The organism is Acidisoma sp. 7E03 (genome assembly GCF_054665075.1).
The window spans coordinates 127,125-143,782 of sequence record NZ_BAAFHE010000011.1 but is presented as its reverse complement, the minus strand read 5'-3'; the positions used below and the strand labels follow the sequence as shown (position 1 = coordinate 143,782).

17 protein-coding genes are annotated in these 16,658 nt (G+C 67.5%); 8 read left to right on the top strand and 9 right to left on the bottom strand.

Translation table 11 applies throughout. From position 1 onward, the window contains the following. Positions 1-7 precede the first annotated feature (7 nt). Complete coding sequence (locus ACYQ6W_RS17355; RefSeq protein ID WP_459677041.1) at positions 8-907, bottom strand: branched-chain amino acid aminotransferase; 900 nt, start codon at positions 905-907, stop codon at positions 8-10. 101 nt (positions 908-1,008) lie between these two features. Here ACYQ6W_RS17355 and ACYQ6W_RS17350 point away from each other — a divergent pair, with 101 nt between their 5' ends. From ACYQ6W_RS17350 to ACYQ6W_RS17340, 3 genes are read left to right on the top strand one after another with little or no spacing between them, the layout of a single operon-like run. Further along, positions 1,009-1,545: a MarR family winged helix-turn-helix transcriptional regulator gene (locus ACYQ6W_RS17350; protein WP_459677039.1), complete on the top strand. Its 537-nt coding sequence runs from the start codon at positions 1,009-1,011 to the stop codon at positions 1,543-1,545. A gap of 9 nt (positions 1,546-1,554) precedes the next feature. After that, entirely contained in the window at positions 1,555-2,280 is a 726-nt protein-coding gene (locus tag ACYQ6W_RS17345; RefSeq protein WP_459677038.1) for a response regulator transcription factor, read from the top strand. Positions 2,281-2,299: 19 nt separating this feature from the next. Continuing rightward, positions 2,300-3,628, top strand: a complete 1,329-nt coding sequence (locus ACYQ6W_RS17340) for an ATP-binding protein (protein ID WP_459677037.1) — start codon at positions 2,300-2,302, stop codon at positions 3,626-3,628. A 6-nt stretch (positions 3,629-3,634) separates the two neighbouring features. Here ACYQ6W_RS17340 and ACYQ6W_RS17335 read toward each other — a convergent pair whose 3' ends face one another. Further along, on the bottom strand, positions 3,635-4,465 hold the full coding sequence (locus ACYQ6W_RS17335; RefSeq protein WP_459677036.1) for an oxidoreductase: 831 nt from the start codon (positions 4,463-4,465) through the stop codon (positions 3,635-3,637). Between the two features lie 116 nt (positions 4,466-4,581). Here ACYQ6W_RS17335 and ACYQ6W_RS17330 point away from each other — a divergent pair, with 116 nt between their 5' ends. The 3 genes from ACYQ6W_RS17330 (at position 4,582) to ACYQ6W_RS17320 (ending at position 7,209) form a co-directional block, all read left to right on the top strand. Further along, a complete protein-coding gene (locus ACYQ6W_RS17330) occupies positions 4,582-5,508 on the top strand; it encodes a LysR family transcriptional regulator (protein ID WP_459677034.1) in 927 nt (308 codons plus the stop codon). A gap of 90 nt (positions 5,509-5,598) precedes the next feature. Then, positions 5,599-5,796 carry a DUF3311 domain-containing protein gene (locus ACYQ6W_RS17325; RefSeq protein WP_459677033.1) on the top strand — a complete coding sequence of 66 codons (198 nt, stop codon included), beginning with the start codon at positions 5,599-5,601 and terminating at the stop codon, positions 5,794-5,796. A 12-nt stretch (positions 5,797-5,808) separates the two neighbouring features. Then, positions 5,809-7,209: a sodium:solute symporter family protein gene (locus ACYQ6W_RS17320; protein ID WP_459677031.1), complete on the top strand. Its 1,401-nt coding sequence runs from the start codon at positions 5,809-5,811 to the stop codon at positions 7,207-7,209. Here the strand turns inward: ACYQ6W_RS17320 and ACYQ6W_RS17315 are convergent. The 6 genes from ACYQ6W_RS17315 to ACYQ6W_RS17290 all read right to left on the bottom strand — a co-directional run bounded on the left by ACYQ6W_RS17315 (position 7,206) and on the right by ACYQ6W_RS17290 (position 13,563). Beyond that, complete coding sequence (locus ACYQ6W_RS17315) at positions 7,206-8,714, bottom strand: aldehyde dehydrogenase family protein (protein ID WP_459677030.1); 1,509 nt, start codon at positions 8,712-8,714, stop codon at positions 7,206-7,208. The genes ACYQ6W_RS17320 and ACYQ6W_RS17315 overlap by 4 nt on opposite strands. An 11-nt stretch (positions 8,715-8,725) precedes the next feature. After that, positions 8,726-9,073: a cupin domain-containing protein gene (locus ACYQ6W_RS17310; protein WP_459677029.1), complete on the bottom strand. Its 348-nt coding sequence runs from the start codon at positions 9,071-9,073 to the stop codon at positions 8,726-8,728. An 11-nt stretch (positions 9,074-9,084) separates the two neighbouring features. Next, entirely contained in the window at positions 9,085-9,447 is a 363-nt protein-coding gene (locus ACYQ6W_RS17305) for a cupin domain-containing protein (protein WP_459677027.1), read from the bottom strand. Further along, the gene (locus ACYQ6W_RS17300) at positions 9,440-10,720 is read right to left on the bottom strand and encodes a glycosyltransferase (RefSeq protein ID WP_459677026.1); all 1,281 of its coding nucleotides are present in this window, start codon (positions 10,718-10,720) and stop codon (positions 9,440-9,442) included. The genes ACYQ6W_RS17305 and ACYQ6W_RS17300 overlap by 8 nt, the downstream gene beginning before the upstream one ends. Before the next feature lie 120 nt (positions 10,721-10,840). Beyond that, positions 10,841-12,340, bottom strand: coding sequence for a helicase HerA domain-containing protein (locus ACYQ6W_RS17295; protein WP_459677024.1), 1,500 nt, complete (start codon positions 12,338-12,340; stop codon positions 10,841-10,843). Positions 12,341-12,378: 38 nt separating this feature from the next. Continuing rightward, on the bottom strand, positions 12,379-13,563 hold the full coding sequence (locus ACYQ6W_RS17290; protein ID WP_459677022.1) for a BaiN/RdsA family NAD(P)/FAD-dependent oxidoreductase: 1,185 nt from the start codon (positions 13,561-13,563) through the stop codon (positions 12,379-12,381). Positions 13,564-13,655: 92 nt separating this feature from the next. On the opposite strand from ACYQ6W_RS17290, the gene ACYQ6W_RS17285 reads away from it, so the two are divergent. Further along, positions 13,656-14,432, top strand: a complete 777-nt coding sequence (locus ACYQ6W_RS17285; protein ID WP_459677020.1) for a triose-phosphate isomerase family protein — start codon at positions 13,656-13,658, stop codon at positions 14,430-14,432. 77 nt (positions 14,433-14,509) lie between these two features. Further along, positions 14,510-15,694 carry a 5-demethoxyubiquinol-8 5-hydroxylase UbiM gene (gene ubiM, locus ACYQ6W_RS17280; RefSeq protein WP_459677019.1) on the top strand — a complete coding sequence of 395 codons (1,185 nt, stop codon included), beginning with the start codon at positions 14,510-14,512 and terminating at the stop codon, positions 15,692-15,694. Positions 15,695-15,702: 8 nt separating this feature from the next. Here ubiM and ACYQ6W_RS17275 read toward each other — a convergent pair whose 3' ends face one another. After that, positions 15,703-16,614: a fatty acid desaturase gene (locus ACYQ6W_RS17275; protein ID WP_459677018.1), complete on the bottom strand. Its 912-nt coding sequence runs from the start codon at positions 16,612-16,614 to the stop codon at positions 15,703-15,705. Positions 16,615-16,658 lie beyond the last annotated feature (44 nt).

Below are 16,658 nucleotides of genomic sequence, written 5' to 3'. Positions count from 1 at the left end.
CTGATCGCTAGGCGGCCAAGGCCGCCACCTGTTCCGGGGTCATCTGAACCAGCGCTTCGTAATCACGCAAGAGTGTTTCGGTCACAGACCCGGGAGCAAAGATGTGGTCACCGATCTGACGCACCGGCGTTACTTCCGCCGCGGTGCCGGTGAGGAAGACCTCCTGCGCGCGGCCGATCTCCTCCGGCAGGATCGTGCGCTCGACCACGGGGATGCCGCGGCGGCGGGCGAGATCGATGACGGTGCGGCGCGTGATGCCGTCGAGAAAGCAATCCGGCAGCGGCGTGTGCAGCGCGCCGTCGATGACGAAGAAGACGTTGGCGCCCGTCGCCTCCGACACGTGGCCCCGCCAGTCGAGCATCAAGGCGTCGTCGAAGCCCTCCTCTTCGGCCTTGTGCTTGGAGAGCGTGCCGATCATGTAGAGCCCCGCAGCCTTGGAGGCGGTGGGCGCCGTTTCGGGATGTGGGCGGCGCCAGGCGGCATGGGCCAGGCGCACACCCTTCATGCGGTCGGCGCCGAAGAGATTCGGCCAGGGCCAGACGGCGATGGCGAGGTTGATGCGCGTGAGGCGGGCGGAAACCGCGAGCTGTTCCGATCCGCGCCAGGCGATGGGGCGGACATAGGCGTCCGTCAGCCCATTGGCGGCGAGGGTGGTGCGGCAGGCCGCGTCAATCTCGGCCACGGAGAAGGGGATTTCGTAGCCCAGAATCTGCGCCGAGCGGCGCAGGCGTTCGGAGTGTTCGCTGAGTTTGAAGATGTGCCCGCCATAGGCCCGCTCCCCCTCGAAGACGGCGCTGCCGTAATGCAGCCCATGGCTCAGCACGTGCAGCTTGGCCTCTCGCCAGGGACGGAGCGCCCCGTTCCACCAGATGGTGCCATCGCGGTCGTCGAAAGGAATGAGCGTCATGGCGTCATTCTCCGAAATATTGTTGCTAAGAACCTCGTCACGCTATTCTGATGCTTCTTGTTAAGTCAATAATCCTGTCTTAAACTGCCGGTATGTCAGCTATGCCCCCCTCTGCCTCGCCTCCTCCGTCCAATGCCGGTGCCGGCCTGCTCTTCCTGCGCGAGGAGGAGTTGCGGCTGGCGCAGGACCTGCTGTTCTTTGCCTATCGCAATTTCACCCATGCGGCGGATGAGGTGCTGGAGGGGCTGGAACTGGGGCGCGCCCATCATCGCGCCCTGCATTTCATCGGGCGGATGCCGGGCATGACGGTCTCCGACCTGCTGACCATCCTCGGGATCACCAAGCAGAGCCTGTCCCGCGTGCTGACGACGCTGGTCGATCAGGGTTATGTTATCCAGGCCGCAGGCCGCGCCGACCGGCGCCAGCGCCTGCTCAGCCTGACTGCGAAGGGGGTCGCCTTGGAACGGCAATTGTTCGAGCGGCAACGGGACGTTCTGCTGCGGGCCTATCGCGAAGCTGGCGGGCCTGCGGTGGAAGGCTTCCGCCGCGTGTTGCGGGCGCTGGCGGAAGAGACCGGTCAGGCGCATCTCTCGGTCATGGAGGCGGCCGCCCGCGAACTGCGCGCCCGTTCCAGCTGAGCGATGAGCATGTCCCAAACGGCGGCGGCGGACGGCACGCTCAATGCGCATGTGCTGGTAGTGGACGATGACGAGCGCCTGCGGCGGCTGCTCGTCCGCTATCTCACGGACCACGGCTTTCGCGTGACCGCCGCCGCTGATGCGGCGGAGGCCCGGGCGAGCCTCCGCTCCCTGCGGCCAGACCTCATGATCCTGGACGTGACGATGCCGGGCGAGACCGGGCTCGAACTGGTGGATGACTTGCGCCGCCGGGGAGACCCAGAACTCCCCGTGCTCCTGCTCACCGCCCGGGGCGCGCCCGAGGACCGCATCGCAGGGTTCGAGGCCGGGGCGGACGACTATCTCGGCAAGCCATTCGACCCGTACGAACTTGTGCTGCGTGCCCGCGCCCTGCTGCGCCGCGCGGGAGCCGTGGCGACGGCCGCAGCGGATGCCGGTCCGATCCGGCTGGGGGATGCGGAATTCGATACCGCGCGGGGCGAGTTGCGCAATGCCAATGGCCCGGTCCGCCTCACAGGCGGGGAGGTCGCCTTGCTGACGGCCCTTGCCCGCAAGCCCAACGAAATCCTTTCGCGCGAGGAAATTGCAGAGGCGCTTGGCATGGAAGAGCCTGGGGAGCGAGCGATCGACGTGCAGGTGACGCGGCTGCGCCGCAAGATCGAGCGCGACAGCCGCGAGCCGCGCTTCCTGCACACCGTGCGCGGCCGCGGCTACGTGTTGAAGCCCGGGATATGAGCGCGGATCTGGCCTGAGCATGGCCTCTGCCCCCGATCGCTTCCTGCGCAAATTTCTGCCGCGCGGCCTCTTCGCGCGCAGCCTGCTGATCATTCTGCTGCCCGTGCTTCTGCTCGAAGCGGTCATCCTTCAGGTCTTCTACGGCAGTCATCTCGGCATCGTCTCCCGCCGCTTCGCCTTCAGCATCGCGGGCGAGGTCGCCTTCACCTTGGATCAGCTCGACCGTAGCGACAGTTCAGCGCAGCAATGGACCATCCTGAGGGAAGCACAGCGGCAGTTTCAATTGACCATGCGCTTCGAGCCAAGGGTCCAGCTTGCCCATCGTCGTCAGGTCAACATCTTCGGCCCGATGGATGACGATCTGACGGACGCGCTGCATCAGCATCTGAGGAAGCGCTTCACCACCGACTGGGTGTCCGACCCCGATTATGTCCTCGTCAACGTGCAGCAGAAGGACGGGGTGGTGCATGTCGAGATTCCGCGCAAGCGGCTCTGGGCAGGCTCGCTCTTTATGTTCGCCGCCTGGGTGTTCGGCACCTCCATCCTGCTCGTGGTGGTGGCGAGCTTGTTTCTGCGCATCCAGGTCCGCGGCATCCGCCGCTTGGCGCGGGCGGCGGAAGCCTTCGGCATGGGGCGGGACCGCGGGCCGATCCGCCCCGAGGGCGCGCGGGAGGTGCGGCGCGCCGCCATCGCCTTCAACCGCATGCAGGAGCGCATCCTGCGCTTCCTCTCCCAGCGCACGGACATGCTGGCCGGCGTCAGCCACGATCTGCGGACACCGCTGACGCGCCTGCGTCTGACGCTCGCCATGATGCCGAAGACGCCGGAAACCGCGCCTGACATCGCCGACATGACGGCCGATCTCGAAGAGATGGAGCGGATGATCAGCGGCTATCTCGCCTTCGCGCGTGGCGAGGGTGAGGAGAAGACGACCCTTGCGAACCTCTCCGCGATCCTCGAGGAAATCGTCGCCGCCGCGCGCCGTTCGGGCGCGCGCGTCTCCTTCCATGGTGCGACGGACGTGGTGCTGCCCTTGCGCGCCGATGCGATGCGCCGCGCCATCACCAACCTCGTTGACAATGCGCGGCGCCACGCGCCGCACGTCGTCGCCGGCCTCACCGTTCTCTCGCCGCAGATGGTGGAGGTGACGGTGGAGGACGACGGCCCAGGGATTCCGCCCGAGAAGCTGGAGAGCGTCTTCCGCCCCTTCGAGAGCGGTGGAGCGGCCGGCGGGCATGGCCTAGGCCTCTCCATCGCCCGGGACATCGTGCGCGCCCATGGCGGCGAAATCCAGCTGGGGCGCAGCACGCTGGGCGGCTTGCGGGCCGCGATCCGCCTGCCGGTGTGACGCGGCTCAACCTGTCGGGAAATCGGTGCTGCGTGTCACCGCCTCCCAGGCGTCGATCTCGGCGGTTGCCGCCTCGACCGCCGCACGCTTACGGGTGAGGGCATCGGTGCCGAGCAGGAGATGCACGGGCGGCGCCTCGGCCTCGACGACTGCGATGATGGCCTCGGCCGCCCGGGCCGGATCGCCCGCCTGCCGCCCGGCCATCTCGTCGAACCGGGCGAACAGCCGTCCCACCGTCTCGGCATAGGGGCCGGTGCGCTCCGTGCCGCTATGGCGGATCGAATGCGGGTCAAGAAAATCCGTGCGGAAGGCGCCGGGGGCGATGGCCGTCACCCGAATGCCGAACGGTGCGACTTCCGGCGCGAGCGCGTGCGACAGGCCTTCCAGCGCGAATTTGGTGGCGCCATAGAGCGTGGAGCCGGCCATCGGCGCGTGCCCGGCGATCGAGGTGATGTTGATGACATGCCCGCCACCGGCCGCGCGCATGCGGGGCAGGAAAGCCCGGATCAGGCGGATGGGGGCGAAAACGTTGACGGCGAAAAGCCGCGCGGTCTCCTCCTCGGTCGAATCTTCGAGCGCGCCGAGCAGGCCGTAGCCCGCATTGTTGACGAGCACGTCGATGTTGGGCGCGAGGGCGAAGGCCTGGGCGACGAGCGGTTCGACTGCCGCGAGCTCTGCGAGATCCGCGGTCAGCACGTGCAGCCTGCCTTCGGGCGCGGCGAGGGCGGGGCGGCCGGAGCGGACGGTGCCAATGACGGTGTCGCCGCGGGCGAGCACGGCCTCGGCGAGCGCCAGGCCGAAGCCGCGGGAAATGCCGGTGATGAACCATGTGCGCATGGTCGGGTCTCCTCGTTGTCGGGATGGCCGGAGAATGGTTCTATCCGGAACGAGATTTAATACGTCCATTTCTCAGGAGGCTTGTTAGCCTCCCTTCACAATGAGAGGGTGGAGCCATGGACACCCCGCTTTCAGCAACGGAATACAGCCAGCTCCGTGCTTTCATCGCGGTCGCCGAGGCGCGCAGCTTCAGCCGCGCGGCCGATAGCCTCGGCGTTTCCGCCTCTGCCCTCAGCCAGACGATCCGTGCGCTGGAGGAGCGGCTCGGCGTGCGGCTGCTCAACCGCACCACCCGCAGCGTCTCGCTCAGCGAGGCGGGCGCGCATCTTTTGCGCGGGGCCGAGCCCGCTATCGGCGAGCTCGGCCGTGTGATCGAGCGGGCGCGGCGGTTTGGGGAAAGGCCGGCGGGGCTCGTGCGTCTCGTGGCCTTCCGCAAGGCGCAGGAGGTGCTGCGGCCGATGCTGGGCCGCTTCTTCAGCCAGTATCCCGAAATCGTCCTCGACATCACCTTCGACGATGCAGTGACGGACTTCGTGGCGGCCGGCTTCGATGCCGCGATCCGCCTGGGCGAGGTGGTGGAAGCGGATATGGTCGCGATTCGGCTCGGGCCGGATCTTCGTCAACTGGCGGTCGCGTCGCCCGCCTATCTCGCGCGGCACGGCACGCCGCAGACGCCACGCGACCTGCCGCAGCATCACTGCCTCGGCTGGCGGTGGGATGGCCAGGCGCGGCTCTACAATTGGGAATTTCAGGAAGCCGGCGCCTGGTTCGAAGTGGCGGTGAGCGGACCGCTCATCTCCAATAGCCGCGCCCTTCTGTTGCAGGCGGCGCTGGATGGCCTCGGCATTGCCTTCGTATTGGAACAGGCCGTTATCGCCCATGTCGCGGAGGGCCGGCTGGTTCCGCTGTTGGAGGCGTGGGCGGGCAGCTTTCCCGGCCTCTGCCTCTGCTATCCGACACAACGGCAGATGGCGCCCGCCTTGCGCGCCTTCATCGATGCGCTGCGCGCTTCCGTCACGGAGCATAGTGCCGTGCTCACATAATGCCCGATCATCTTCCTCCGTTGCCTGATCAGGCAGGTCGCGGCCATGATCTTGCATGGTCATTCGCGGAAAGGCAGCAAGGAGGTTCGGATGCTGAGAGTGATGGTAGGACTGGTCATCCCGGTCGTCGCGGTCGTGTTCCTGCTGCCGGTGGTGGATCAGGTGCAGTGGAGCCCTTGGAACATTCCCTTCTCATACCTGTGGCTCTTCGCTTGGTTCATCCTCACCTCGGTGTGTCTCGCCATCTGCTGGTTCTGCTTCGACCGGCACCGCACCGACGGTCTGTGAGGAGAAGCCAACATGGCAAGCCTCGTCTTTCTCCTCATCATCGCGCTGTCGCTCGTCGTCGCCTTTGCCGCCATTCGCGGCCACAACGTGCTCGATCTCAAGGAATATCTCGTCGCTTCGCGGCAATTCGGCAGCTTTCTGCTCTTCTTCCTGGCGGCGGGCGAAATCTACAGCATCGGCACCATGCTGGGCCTGCCGGGCGGCATCTATGCCAAGGGACCGAGCTACGCACTGTGGTTCATGGGCTATATCCTGCTTGCCTATCCCCTCGGCTACTTCCTCAACCCCTGGATCTGGCGTGCCGGCAAAATCTACAACGCGCTGACCCTGCCGGATCTCTTCAAGGGCCACTTCAACAGCCGCGCCCTGGAACTGATGGTGACGATCACCGCCATCATCTTCCTCATTCCTTGGGGGCAGTTGCAGTTCACCGGGCTGATCATCGCGCTGCATGCGCTGGGCTGGCAGCTTGATCCCTTCGCGCTCTGCCTGATCGCTGCGGCGCTCGCCTTCGCCTATATCGCGGCCTCCGGCGTGCGGGCGCCGGCCATGGTCTCGATCATCAAGGATACGCTGCTCGTCCTCGCCCTCGTCATCATCGGCGTGGCCGCCGCCTCCTCCAAAGGCCTTGGCGCTATCTTCCACGATGCCAATCAGCATTTCCCGCTCCATCTCACCGGGGCGCAGGAACGCTTCTCGATGAGCACCATGATCTTTCAGGCCATGGGCTTCTACGTCTTTCCCTTTTCCATTCCGAACATCTTCACGGCACGCAGCGAGCAGACCATCCGGCGCACGCAGATCGTCATGCCGCTCTACATGCTGATGTTCCCCTTTCTCGTCGTCGCCGCCTATTTCGCGGTGGGCGCGGGCTACCATCTGGGCTCTCCCAATCAGGCGCTACTGACGGCGGCGGTCCATCTTCTGCCGGGCTGGCTGATCGGCCTCGTCGCGGCCGGGGCGGCGCTCTCCGGCCTCGTCGTGCTCGCCGGCATCTGCCTTGCCATCGGTCCGCTCGTCTCGCGCAACCTGCTCGGCCATCTCGATGAGCCGCATCAGCGGAAAGGCGCCAAGATCGTCATCGTCGCCTATCTGGCGCTCTCGATCGTCTTCACCCTGGCCACGCCGTCGCTGATGCTGACCCTCGTCAACACCGCCTATTTCGGCATCACCCAGTTCTTTCCGGGTCTCATCGCCATTCTCTTCTTTCGGCGCGTGAACCCGATTGCGGTGATGGCGGGCATCCTCTGCGCCGACGCGCTGGCCATCGGGCTCTACGTCAACCACGTGCCGCTGGGCGGTCTGAATACTGGCTTCGTCTGCCTCATCGTCAACGTCGCCATCATCGCGCTCGGCAGCCTTCTTGCCGCCAAGCGCGAGATTACGCCAGTCGCTCAGATGGCAGTTGATTAGACGTGCTTGCGGCCGCCGGCGTCGTAGAACCAGTCGTCGGGGTAGGGGTACCACCAGGCCTGACGCTGCGGCTTATGATCGATCACCACCATCTTGGAGCGGCGGAAACTATCGAGGCCGAGGCGGGAGAGTTCCCGCCCGATGCCGGATTGCTTCCAGCCGCCGAAGGGCAGCGCGTCGTTGTCGATCATCGGGTTGTTGACCCAGACCATTCCTGCCTCCAGCCGCTCGGCCGCTTCCATCGCCTCTTCGAGTGAGGTGGTGAAGAGCGAGGCGCCGAGGCCGAAGGGGCTGTCGTTCGCCGCCGCAAGCGCCGCGTCGAAATCCGGCACGCGGCAGATTGCGGCGACAGGGCCGAAGCATTCTTCGTGGAACAGCGCCATCTCCGGCGTGCAGCCGGTCAGGATCGTCGGTTCGTAGAACCAGCCGGTGGCCTGCTCGGGCGGAATACGACCGCCCGTCACCACGGTCGCGCCCTTTGCCTTTGCGTCCTCCACCAGGCGGATCACCTTGGCGCGTGCGGCTTCCGAGACGAGGGGGCCGATTTCCGAGCGGCCAAGGCCCGGGCCGATGCGCAGGCGCCGCGTCTCAGTCGCGAAGGCCGCCACGAAGGCGTCATGCACGGCATCCACCACATAAAGCCGTTCGGTGGAGGTGCAGACCTGGCCCGAGAGATGGAAGGCGCCGGTCACCGCACCGGCGGCCGCCACTTCCACAGGCGCATGGGCGGAAATGATCATCGGGTCCGAGCCGCCGGCTTCGATGATGGCGGGCTTCATGCGCGCGGCGGCGGCGATCGCGACGGCGCGACCGGCCGCGACCGAGCCCGTGAAGGCGACGGCATGGGTACGGGGCGAGGCGATGAGCGCTTCGCCCAGGGCGGCGCCGCCGGGCAGGCAGGCGATCAGCCCTTCCGGCAGATCGGCGAAGACGCTCATGAAGATCAGGGTGGAGAGTGTCGTCACCGGCGCGGGTTTGACGATGCAGCCATTGCCGGCGGCGAGCGAGGCCGCGACCGTCCAGCACATCAGCAGGATGGGAAAGTTGAAGGGCATGATGTGCACGGAAAGGCCCAAGGGCTCGTAGCGCGCATATTGGAAGGAGCCAGCCTGAGTGGTGCCGGCAACCTTGCCCGCCTCGTCCCGCGCCATTTCGGCAAAATAGCGGAAGACGGCGGCGCAGTTCGCGACCTCCCCGATCGCTTCCGGATAAGGCTTGCCCATTTCGCGGGACATGGTCTCCGCACAGACGCGCATGTCCGTCGCTTCGATGCGGCTCGCCACCCGGTGCAGCACGCCAGCGCGGCTTTTCGCATCCATCTGCCGCCAGAGTTTCTGGGCGGCAGCCGCCCGCTCCAGCGCCACCTCGCGCTCCGCCTCCGTCGTCTCGGCAATCTGGCCGACGGTGGCCAGGCTTGCCGGGTCGAGGATGGCCTGCGCGGTGCCCGCGGAAGACCGCCAGCCGGCGGAGAAATGGACGGGGGTTGCGAGATCGAAGGGCGGCATCGGAGGGCGCTTCAGCGGATCATATAGACCTTCTTGATCGTCTCATGCACGGTGCAGACGCCCTTCCAGTCCTTCGGGAAGAAGGCGGCGGTGTCGGGTGTGATCTCGATCACCTCTCCCGATTCATGCACATAGGTGCAGCGCCCTTCGAGGAAGTGGCAGAATTCGTCCCGCGTGACATGGCAGTCCCACTTGCCAGGGGTGCAGACCCACAGCCCGCATTCGGACTGGCCGTCCGGCCCCTTGTGGATGAGCAGGCCGGAGGTGTGGCTTTCGCCCTCGATCATGGTTGGGATGACCCCCCAATCCTTGAGGTCGGTCTGGGCGAGGGGGTTACGCAGCAGCGGTGTGGCGGTCACGGGGCGGGTCCTCAGGAAAGCAGATACAGATTGCGGATAGTGTCGATGACATGGCATTCGCCCGTCCAGCCGGCGGGGAAGAGCACGGCCGTGCCGGGGGTGATCTCGATCACCTCGCCATCGTCGCGCGTGTAGATGGCCCGCCCCGCGACGAAATGGCAGAATTCGTCGCGCGGAATGGAGAGCCGCCAGCGCCCCGGCGTGCAGACCCAGAGCCCGCATTCGGGCTGGTTGCCCGGCCCCTTGAAGAGGAGGCGGCCGGAGGAATGGGATTGGCCCTCGAGCATCTCCGGCTGGTCGCCCCAATCCGCGAGATCGGCGTACCCCGTCGCGCCATGCAGATGCGGCGCGGAACTCTTCAGCGTGTCAGCCATTCATGAGAATCCCGTCCAGGATGCGGGCTGCCTTCTCCGGCCCGTTTTCGGCCTGCATATGGGCCGAGGTCGCGGCAAGCTTCGCGCGCATCGCGGGATCGGTGATGCAGGCCTCGATCCTGGCCGCGAGATCGGCATCGCTCCAGTCATAGCGCGGCATCTTGAAGCCGTGCCCGGTCTCGTCCACCCGGGTTGCATTGTCATGCCCGTCCCAGACGTAGGGCATGATGATCGCGGGCTTGCCGAAATAGAGGCATTCGGTGAAGGAGTTGTTGCCGCCATGATGGATCACGGCATCGACCTGCGGGATGACGGAAGGCTGCGGGAACCAGCTCTCTACGATCACATTGCCCGGCAGGTCGGTATACTGGTCCTTGTAGTCGCCGACATTGACGAGGGCGCGATAGGGCAGGCGGCCGATGACGCCGATGATGCGCTTGAGCAGATCCGTGTCCCCCGCGCCGAGGCTGCCGAAGCTCACATAGAGCAGGGGCTTGTCGTCATGCAGCGCGAAGCGCGGCACGTCATAGGGCGCTTCCTTACGCACGCAGCCTTCGAGATACTGAAATTGTGCCGGGTCCAGCGGATGGGCTCGCTCGAATTTCACCGGTTCCGGATAGAGCAGGAGGTTCATGAACGGCGAGGCCTCGAAGAACTGCCCGATCGGATAAGGTGCTTCACCGACGGAGGCGAGGAAGGCGTTGAAATCGTCGTGGATCGGGCGGATCACCTCTTCGAAGCGCGCGCGGAAGGCCGCATGGCAGGCGGTGTCCTTCGCGCCGCAGCCCGAGAGATGCGGCGGGATGGCCGGGTCTTCGATCTCGTTCTCGGAGCAGGAGATGATTCGCACCCAGGGCTTGCCGAAGCGCTTGATAGCCGGGAAGAGAATGACGTTGTCGACGCAGATGAGGTCAGGCTTGATCTCGGCCAGAACGCACGGCAGGTCCTTCTCCGCCCATTTTGCGCTGTCGACGATCGCGGACCAGCAGTCCTTCACGTAGTTGTCGATCTGGTCGATCGGGGCTTTGCGGAAGTTCGGAATGTGGCCGTTGATGAAGTCTTCCCAGAACTTCGCCATCTGCTCCGGCGGCATGGGCGCGGAGAGATTCATCGGCAGCGCGCGGAAGCCATAACCTTCGTAGACGGAAACGAAGCCGGGATCGGAGAGGAAGACGACCTCATGCCCCAGACGCTGCACCGCCTGGGCAATGCCGACCGAATTCAGCGCCGGGCCGAAGGCGGCTTCAGGAAAGAAGGCGATGGTCTTGGTCATCGGGCCGGCCCTTCGGTACAAGGGGTGACGTGGGAAGCCAAAGCCGGGACGCGCCGCGGCGCGCCTTTGTGATCACCATTCTTTCCGGGAAACCCGCCCCGTCAATGGGTAGGGCCGCGTTCAGGCAGCGAAAATCTCTTCCGCGTTGGGGTCGCCCGGTGCCGTCGCCCAGGCGAGTTCCACTAGCGTCACGATGCGCCGCCCCGCGCCATCCTGCTGACAGACGATGAGGCCCTGCTCCTCCATATAGGTGAGCAGCCGCCGCGCCCGGCCGAGGGAGCGCGTGCCGTAGGCACGGGCCAATGCGGGGTCGCCAGGGCAGGGCGCGCCGTCCCGTGCCGCGCGGGCCAGCATCATGAAGATGCCCTGGCAATCTTCCGGCAGCACGGCAGCGCGCGCCGCGACATCGTGCCAAACGGCGTCTTCCGCCATCTCGGCCGAAATGCCGGCGCGGGCGCGCGTCAGCATGCGGCGGAAGGCGGCGAGGTCGGGCGCGCCGGCGCCCAGGCCCTCGATCCGGCAGCGGACGAGGAAATCCTGGTAGAGCACGCCGACGGCGCGGAAGCCCGCCTCGGGGTCGGCGAGGATGGCGGCCAGGATGCGGTCCAACCGGGCGCGGCGCTCGGCCAGTTCTTCCGGGCTCGGGGGCGCCACCTCCGCTTCCGGGGCCGCAGCCTCAGTCATGGGCTTCGCCGCCATCAACTGGCTGAGCAGATCGGGTGCGGGTGGCGGCGGTGGGCGGCGCACCGGCCGCATCGCCTCCGGCGGTGGGGCGGCCAGGATCACGGCAGCCGCATCCTCCAGCGCGGTATTCGGCAGCGGCATCAGCCGCGGCGTCGCATTGCGCGGCGCGGTTTCGGTCGCGCCGATGGCGACGCCGAGCGGCCGGCGCGAGAGGGCAGGGCCGAGCGCCATGAAATGCCCGCGGGCGAGATCGCGGAAGCTCTCCGCCTGCCGTCGCTCCATGCCGAGCAGGTCGGCGGCGCGCGCCATGTCGATGTCGAGGAAGGTCCGGCCCATCAGGAAGTTGGAGGCTTCCGCCGCTACGTTCTTGGCGAGCTTGGCGAGGCGCTGCGTCGCGATGATGCCGGCGAGGCCCCGCTTGCGGCCGCGGCACATCAGATTCGTCATGGCCCCGAGGGAGAGTTTCCGCGCCTCGTCGGAGACTTCGCCGGCGATGGCAGGGGCGAAGAGCTGCGCTTCGTCCACCACCACCAGCATGGGGTACCAATGGTCGCGCGGCACGTCGAAGAGGCCGCCGAGGAAGGCGGCGGCGCGCCGCATTTGGTTCTCCGCGTCCAGTCCTTCGAGGTTCAGCACGGTGGAGACGCGATGGATGCGGGCGCGCTCGCCCGCCAACTGCAGCCCCTGTTCGGTATGGGCCTCGGCGTCGATCACGAGATGGCCGAAGCGGTCGGCCAGCGTCACGAAGTCGCCTTCGGGGTCGATGATGGCCTGCTGCACCCAGGGCGCACTCTGCTCCAGCAGGCGCCGCAGCAGATGGGATTTGCCCGAGCCGGAATTGCCCTGCACCAGCAGGCGGGTGGCGAGCAGCTCCTCGAGGTCGAGCGAGGCGGGCTGCCCCGCGGTCGTCTGCCCCATCTCGATCGCAATCGTCATGACTCGCCGTTCGCCCTCCTTCGCGGCCGCAGGGCTTATCAACCCCGCCCGGTCCAGTCGAGCACTCCCTGGGCTGCGGCCACGCCGGTTGCGAAGCAGGCCTGGAGCAGATAGCCGCCGGTCGGCGCGTCCCAGTCCAGCATTTCGCCCGCCAGAAACAGCCCCGGCCGGCGCTTGAGCATGAAGCGCGCGTCCAACTCCGCCCAGGCCAGTCCCCCGGCCGAGGAGATGGCGCGGCCCAGCCCCTCGGTCCCCGTGATGGTGAGGGGCACGGCTTTGATGAGGGCCGCGAGGGCGGCCGGGTCGCGCGGCAGGTCGCGCGAAACTTCGCGGAGCAGTCCGATGGCGACCGGCGCGAGGGCGAGCGTACGGCGCAGGCCGGTGGACAGGCTGTCGCGGGGGCGGAGCGCGCGCAGCCGGCCCGCAATGGCCGCCTCCGTCATGTCGGGCCGCAGGTCGATCATGATCGGCTGCGGCCCGCCCGCCCGATGCATGGCCGAGGAGAGGGGATAGACGAGGCCCCCTTCCAGGCCATATGTGCTGATCATACCATCTCCTCGGGAGAGCTGATCCTGCCAGCGCAACGCGACCGATTTCAGCGGCTCGCCCGCGAATTTCTCGCGGAACAGGGGAGTCCAGCCGATGCGCAGGCCGACATTGGCGGGCGTGAAGGGGGTGACCTGCCCGCCGAGGGATTCGAGCGCCGGCACCCAGGCGCCATCGGCGCCGAGCCTTGGCCAGGAGGCGCCGCCGAGAGCAAGCACCACGGCCTCCGCCTGGATGGGAGGCGCCTCCTCAAAGAGAAGGGCGCCGTCTGCCCTCCAGCCCTGCCAGCGATGCCGCAAGCGGAAGGTCACGCCGTGGGAGCCGAGGCGCTGCATCCAGGCGCGCAGCAGCGGGCTCGCCTTCATCGTTTTCGGAAACACCCGATTGCTGGAGCCGACGAAGAGCGGCTGGCCCAGCCCCTCCGCCCAGGCGCGCAACGAAGCAGGGGGAAAGGCCCTGATTGCCGCCAGCAACTGGGGTGCGGCGTCGCTGCCGTAGCGGCTGAGGAAGGCGTCCAACGGCTCGTCATGCGTCAGGTTCAGGCCGCCGCGCCCGGCCATGAGGAATTTGCGGCCGACCGAGGGCATGCGGTCGAAGACCGTCACCGCCTTGCCGGCTTGCGCCAGCACTTCGGCGGCCATCAGCCCGGCCGGCCCTGCCCCGATGACGGCGATCATGGCCTGTCCTTCCGGCAGGAAAGCGCATATCGGGGGCCAGGTGCGGGCGTGCAGAGAAACGACATCCGTGCATAGACGACAGAGAGGTCCCGATGCGTAAACCCCTGGTTGGAACCGGCTGGAAGATGAACCACGGCCCGGCCGCCGCCATCACCTATGCGCATCGCCTGCGCACCCTGCTCGCGGACCAGAAAACAGAGGGGCTGGACATCTTCGTCCTGCCGCCTTTCGTCTCGCTCTCGGCCGCCGCCGCGGCCTTTGCGGGTTCCCCGGTCGCGATCGGCGGGCAGAACCTGCATTGGGAGGAGCGCGGCTCTTGGACCGGCGAAATCTCCGCCCCGATGCTCAAGGAGGTCGGCTGCCGCTACGCCGAACTCGCCCATTCCGAGCGGCTGCAGCATTTCGGCGAGACCTATGACTTGGTGCGGCTCAAGCTGGATGCCGCGATGGCCGCGGGGCTGACGCCTATCCTCTGCCTCGGCGAAAGCGCGGAGGATAAGGCGGCCGGCCGTGCGGACGAGACGCTACGCGCCCAGGTGACAACGGCGCTGGCCGGCCAGACGGCCGCGAGCATTCCGGGCGTCGTCCTCGCCTACGAGCCGCGCTGGGCCATCGGCCAGGCCGAGGCCGCGCCGCCGGCCTATGTGGCGGACCGCCACGCGGCGCTGCGCGCCCTGCTGCAGGACGAATGGGGTGCCGCGACGGCCGAAGCGACGCGCATCATCTATGGCGGTTCGGTCTCGCAGAAGAACGGCGCGGCCCTCATCGCGCTGCGGAACGTCGATGGGCTCTTCATCGGCCGCGCCGCCTGGACGCCGGAAGGCTTCGCCGAGATGGTGGCGATCGTGGCACAGGCGAAGCTCGCGTAAGTGCCTTGCGGCGGGCGCGCCTCGCACCCGCCCGCCATGGTCGCTAACATGGCGGGAGGATAGCGGAGACCACGCCCGTGTACGATATCGCCATCATCGGGGCCGGCCCGGTCGGCCTCGCTTTCGCCCTCAGCCTGGCCGACAGCGGCTTGCGCGTCGCGGTGGTCGAACGGCAGAGCGAAGCAGCCCTGGCGGATCCCGCCTTCGACGGGCGGGAGATCGCGCTTACCCATAATTCCCGCCGCGTGATGGAAGAGGTTGGCGCCTGGGAACGCCTGCCGGAGGATGCGGTCTCTCCGCTGTCCCGCGCCCGCGTGCTGAACGGCCGCGGCCCGCTCGGTCTCAGCTTCACGCCGGAGCCGGGGAAGGCGGGGCCGCTCGGCTTCCTGGTGCCGAACCATCTCATCCGCCGCAGCCTCTTCGCAGCCTTTGCCGAGCGCCAGCCGGCCGATCTCTTCCCCGGCGTGGCGCTCGAGGATTTCACGATCGGGTCGGAAGGCGCCGAACTGCATCTCGCCGACGGCCGCAGCCTTCAGGCAGCGCTCGTCGTTGCCGCCGACACGCGCTTCTCCGCCGCCCGCAAGGCGCAGAGCATCGGCGCCATCGTGCATGACTTCAAGCGCAGCATGATGGTCTGCCGCATGGCGCATGAGGCCGATCATCAGGAGACGGCGACGGAATGGTTCGCCTATGGCCAGACCGTCGCTCTCTTGCCGGTGAACGGCCGCATCTCCTCCGTCGTCATCACCCGCAGCAAGGCGGAGATCGCCCGGCTTCAGGCCATGCCCGAAGCGGCGTTCGAGGCGGAGATGCAGCAGAGCCTGGCGCGCCGTCATCTCGGAGGGCTGCGTCTCGTCAGCACGCGCCACGCCTATCCGCTGGTCGCGACCTTCGCCCACCGCTTCGTGGCCCAGCGCTTTGCGCTCATCGGGGATGCGGCGGTCGGCATGCACCCGATGACCGCGCATGGCTTCAATCTCGGCCTGTCCGGTGCCGAGACGCTCGCGCGGGAAATTCAAGCGGCAGGGCCGGACTTCGCGGCCCTCGCGCCGCTCAAGCGCTATGAGGCGGCGCATCGCCGGGCGAGCTTCCCACTCTTCGCCGGCACCAATGCGATCGCGACTCTCTATGCGCGCGAAAGCACGCCGGCGCTGCTGGCGCGTCACGCCATCATCGGTCTGGGCACCGCGCTGCCGCCTGCGCGCCGAGCGATCTCGGCGCTGCTGACGGACCGGCGGGAGAGGGTGGCGCTGCCCGCCTGAGGCGCCGTTCAGGCCTGAATGCTGCCGCGGATGGCGCGATGCGCCGCGCGGTAGCCTGGGGCCACCGTCTTCAGATGGGGCTGCAGCATCGCATGAAGCCGCGGCAGGGCGTGGAAGGGCACGCCTGGCGCGAAATGATGCTCGATATGCAGATGCGCATTCCAGAAAATCAGCCCGAAGAAGCGGCCGGTGAGGGTGGTGCGCGTATTGGCCATGCGGTCGCCGTTCTCGGGGCAGCCCTTGTGCTCGGCCATCAGCACGGCGCGCAGAACCGGCTGCACGAGCAGAACGGGAATCACCCAGAGCAGCAGCGGCAGAGTTGAGCGGAAGACGAGGCCGAGGGCCGCGAGCAGGAGATAGAGTGCGAGATAGAGGCGCGCTTCCCACACCACGGTCGGGCGGGAGGATGGTGGGATCCAAGGAAGGTCGGCGCGGCCACCCGCCGTGCGGAACAGGCCGGAGATCTGGCTGATCCAATAGGGAATGCCGGTGAGCAGCCACAGATAGCGCCCGCGGGTCAGGGGCGGCGCGCCGATCAGCTCGGGGTCCTGGGCCGGGTCCTGGGTGTGGCGGTGATGCGCCATGTGGAAGAGGCGGAACCCCTCTGGCGGTAGGATCAGCACGAAGCCCGCGACCCAGCCGACGGTGCGGTTGAGCCAGAGGCTACGGAAGGGCGTACGGTGCGTCGTCTCGTGCAGCGGCGTGAAAAGCGCAATTTCGAACAGGCCGAGGAGCGCCATGGCAGGCCAGACGGCCCAACTACCGCGCAGCAGCAGGACGAGCGCCCCGGCCCCCAGGATTGCCGCGCCATGGCAGGCGAGTTGCGCGACGCCGCGCGCATCCGAGCGGACGGAGAGAGTCTTCAAGGCGGCGAGGTCGATCGGCAGATCGCGCAGGCCGGTGGCGCTGGGGCGGGTCATGGGGACGAGCTTAGTGGCCGGGGCCCCCCCGAATCCAGCCTCGC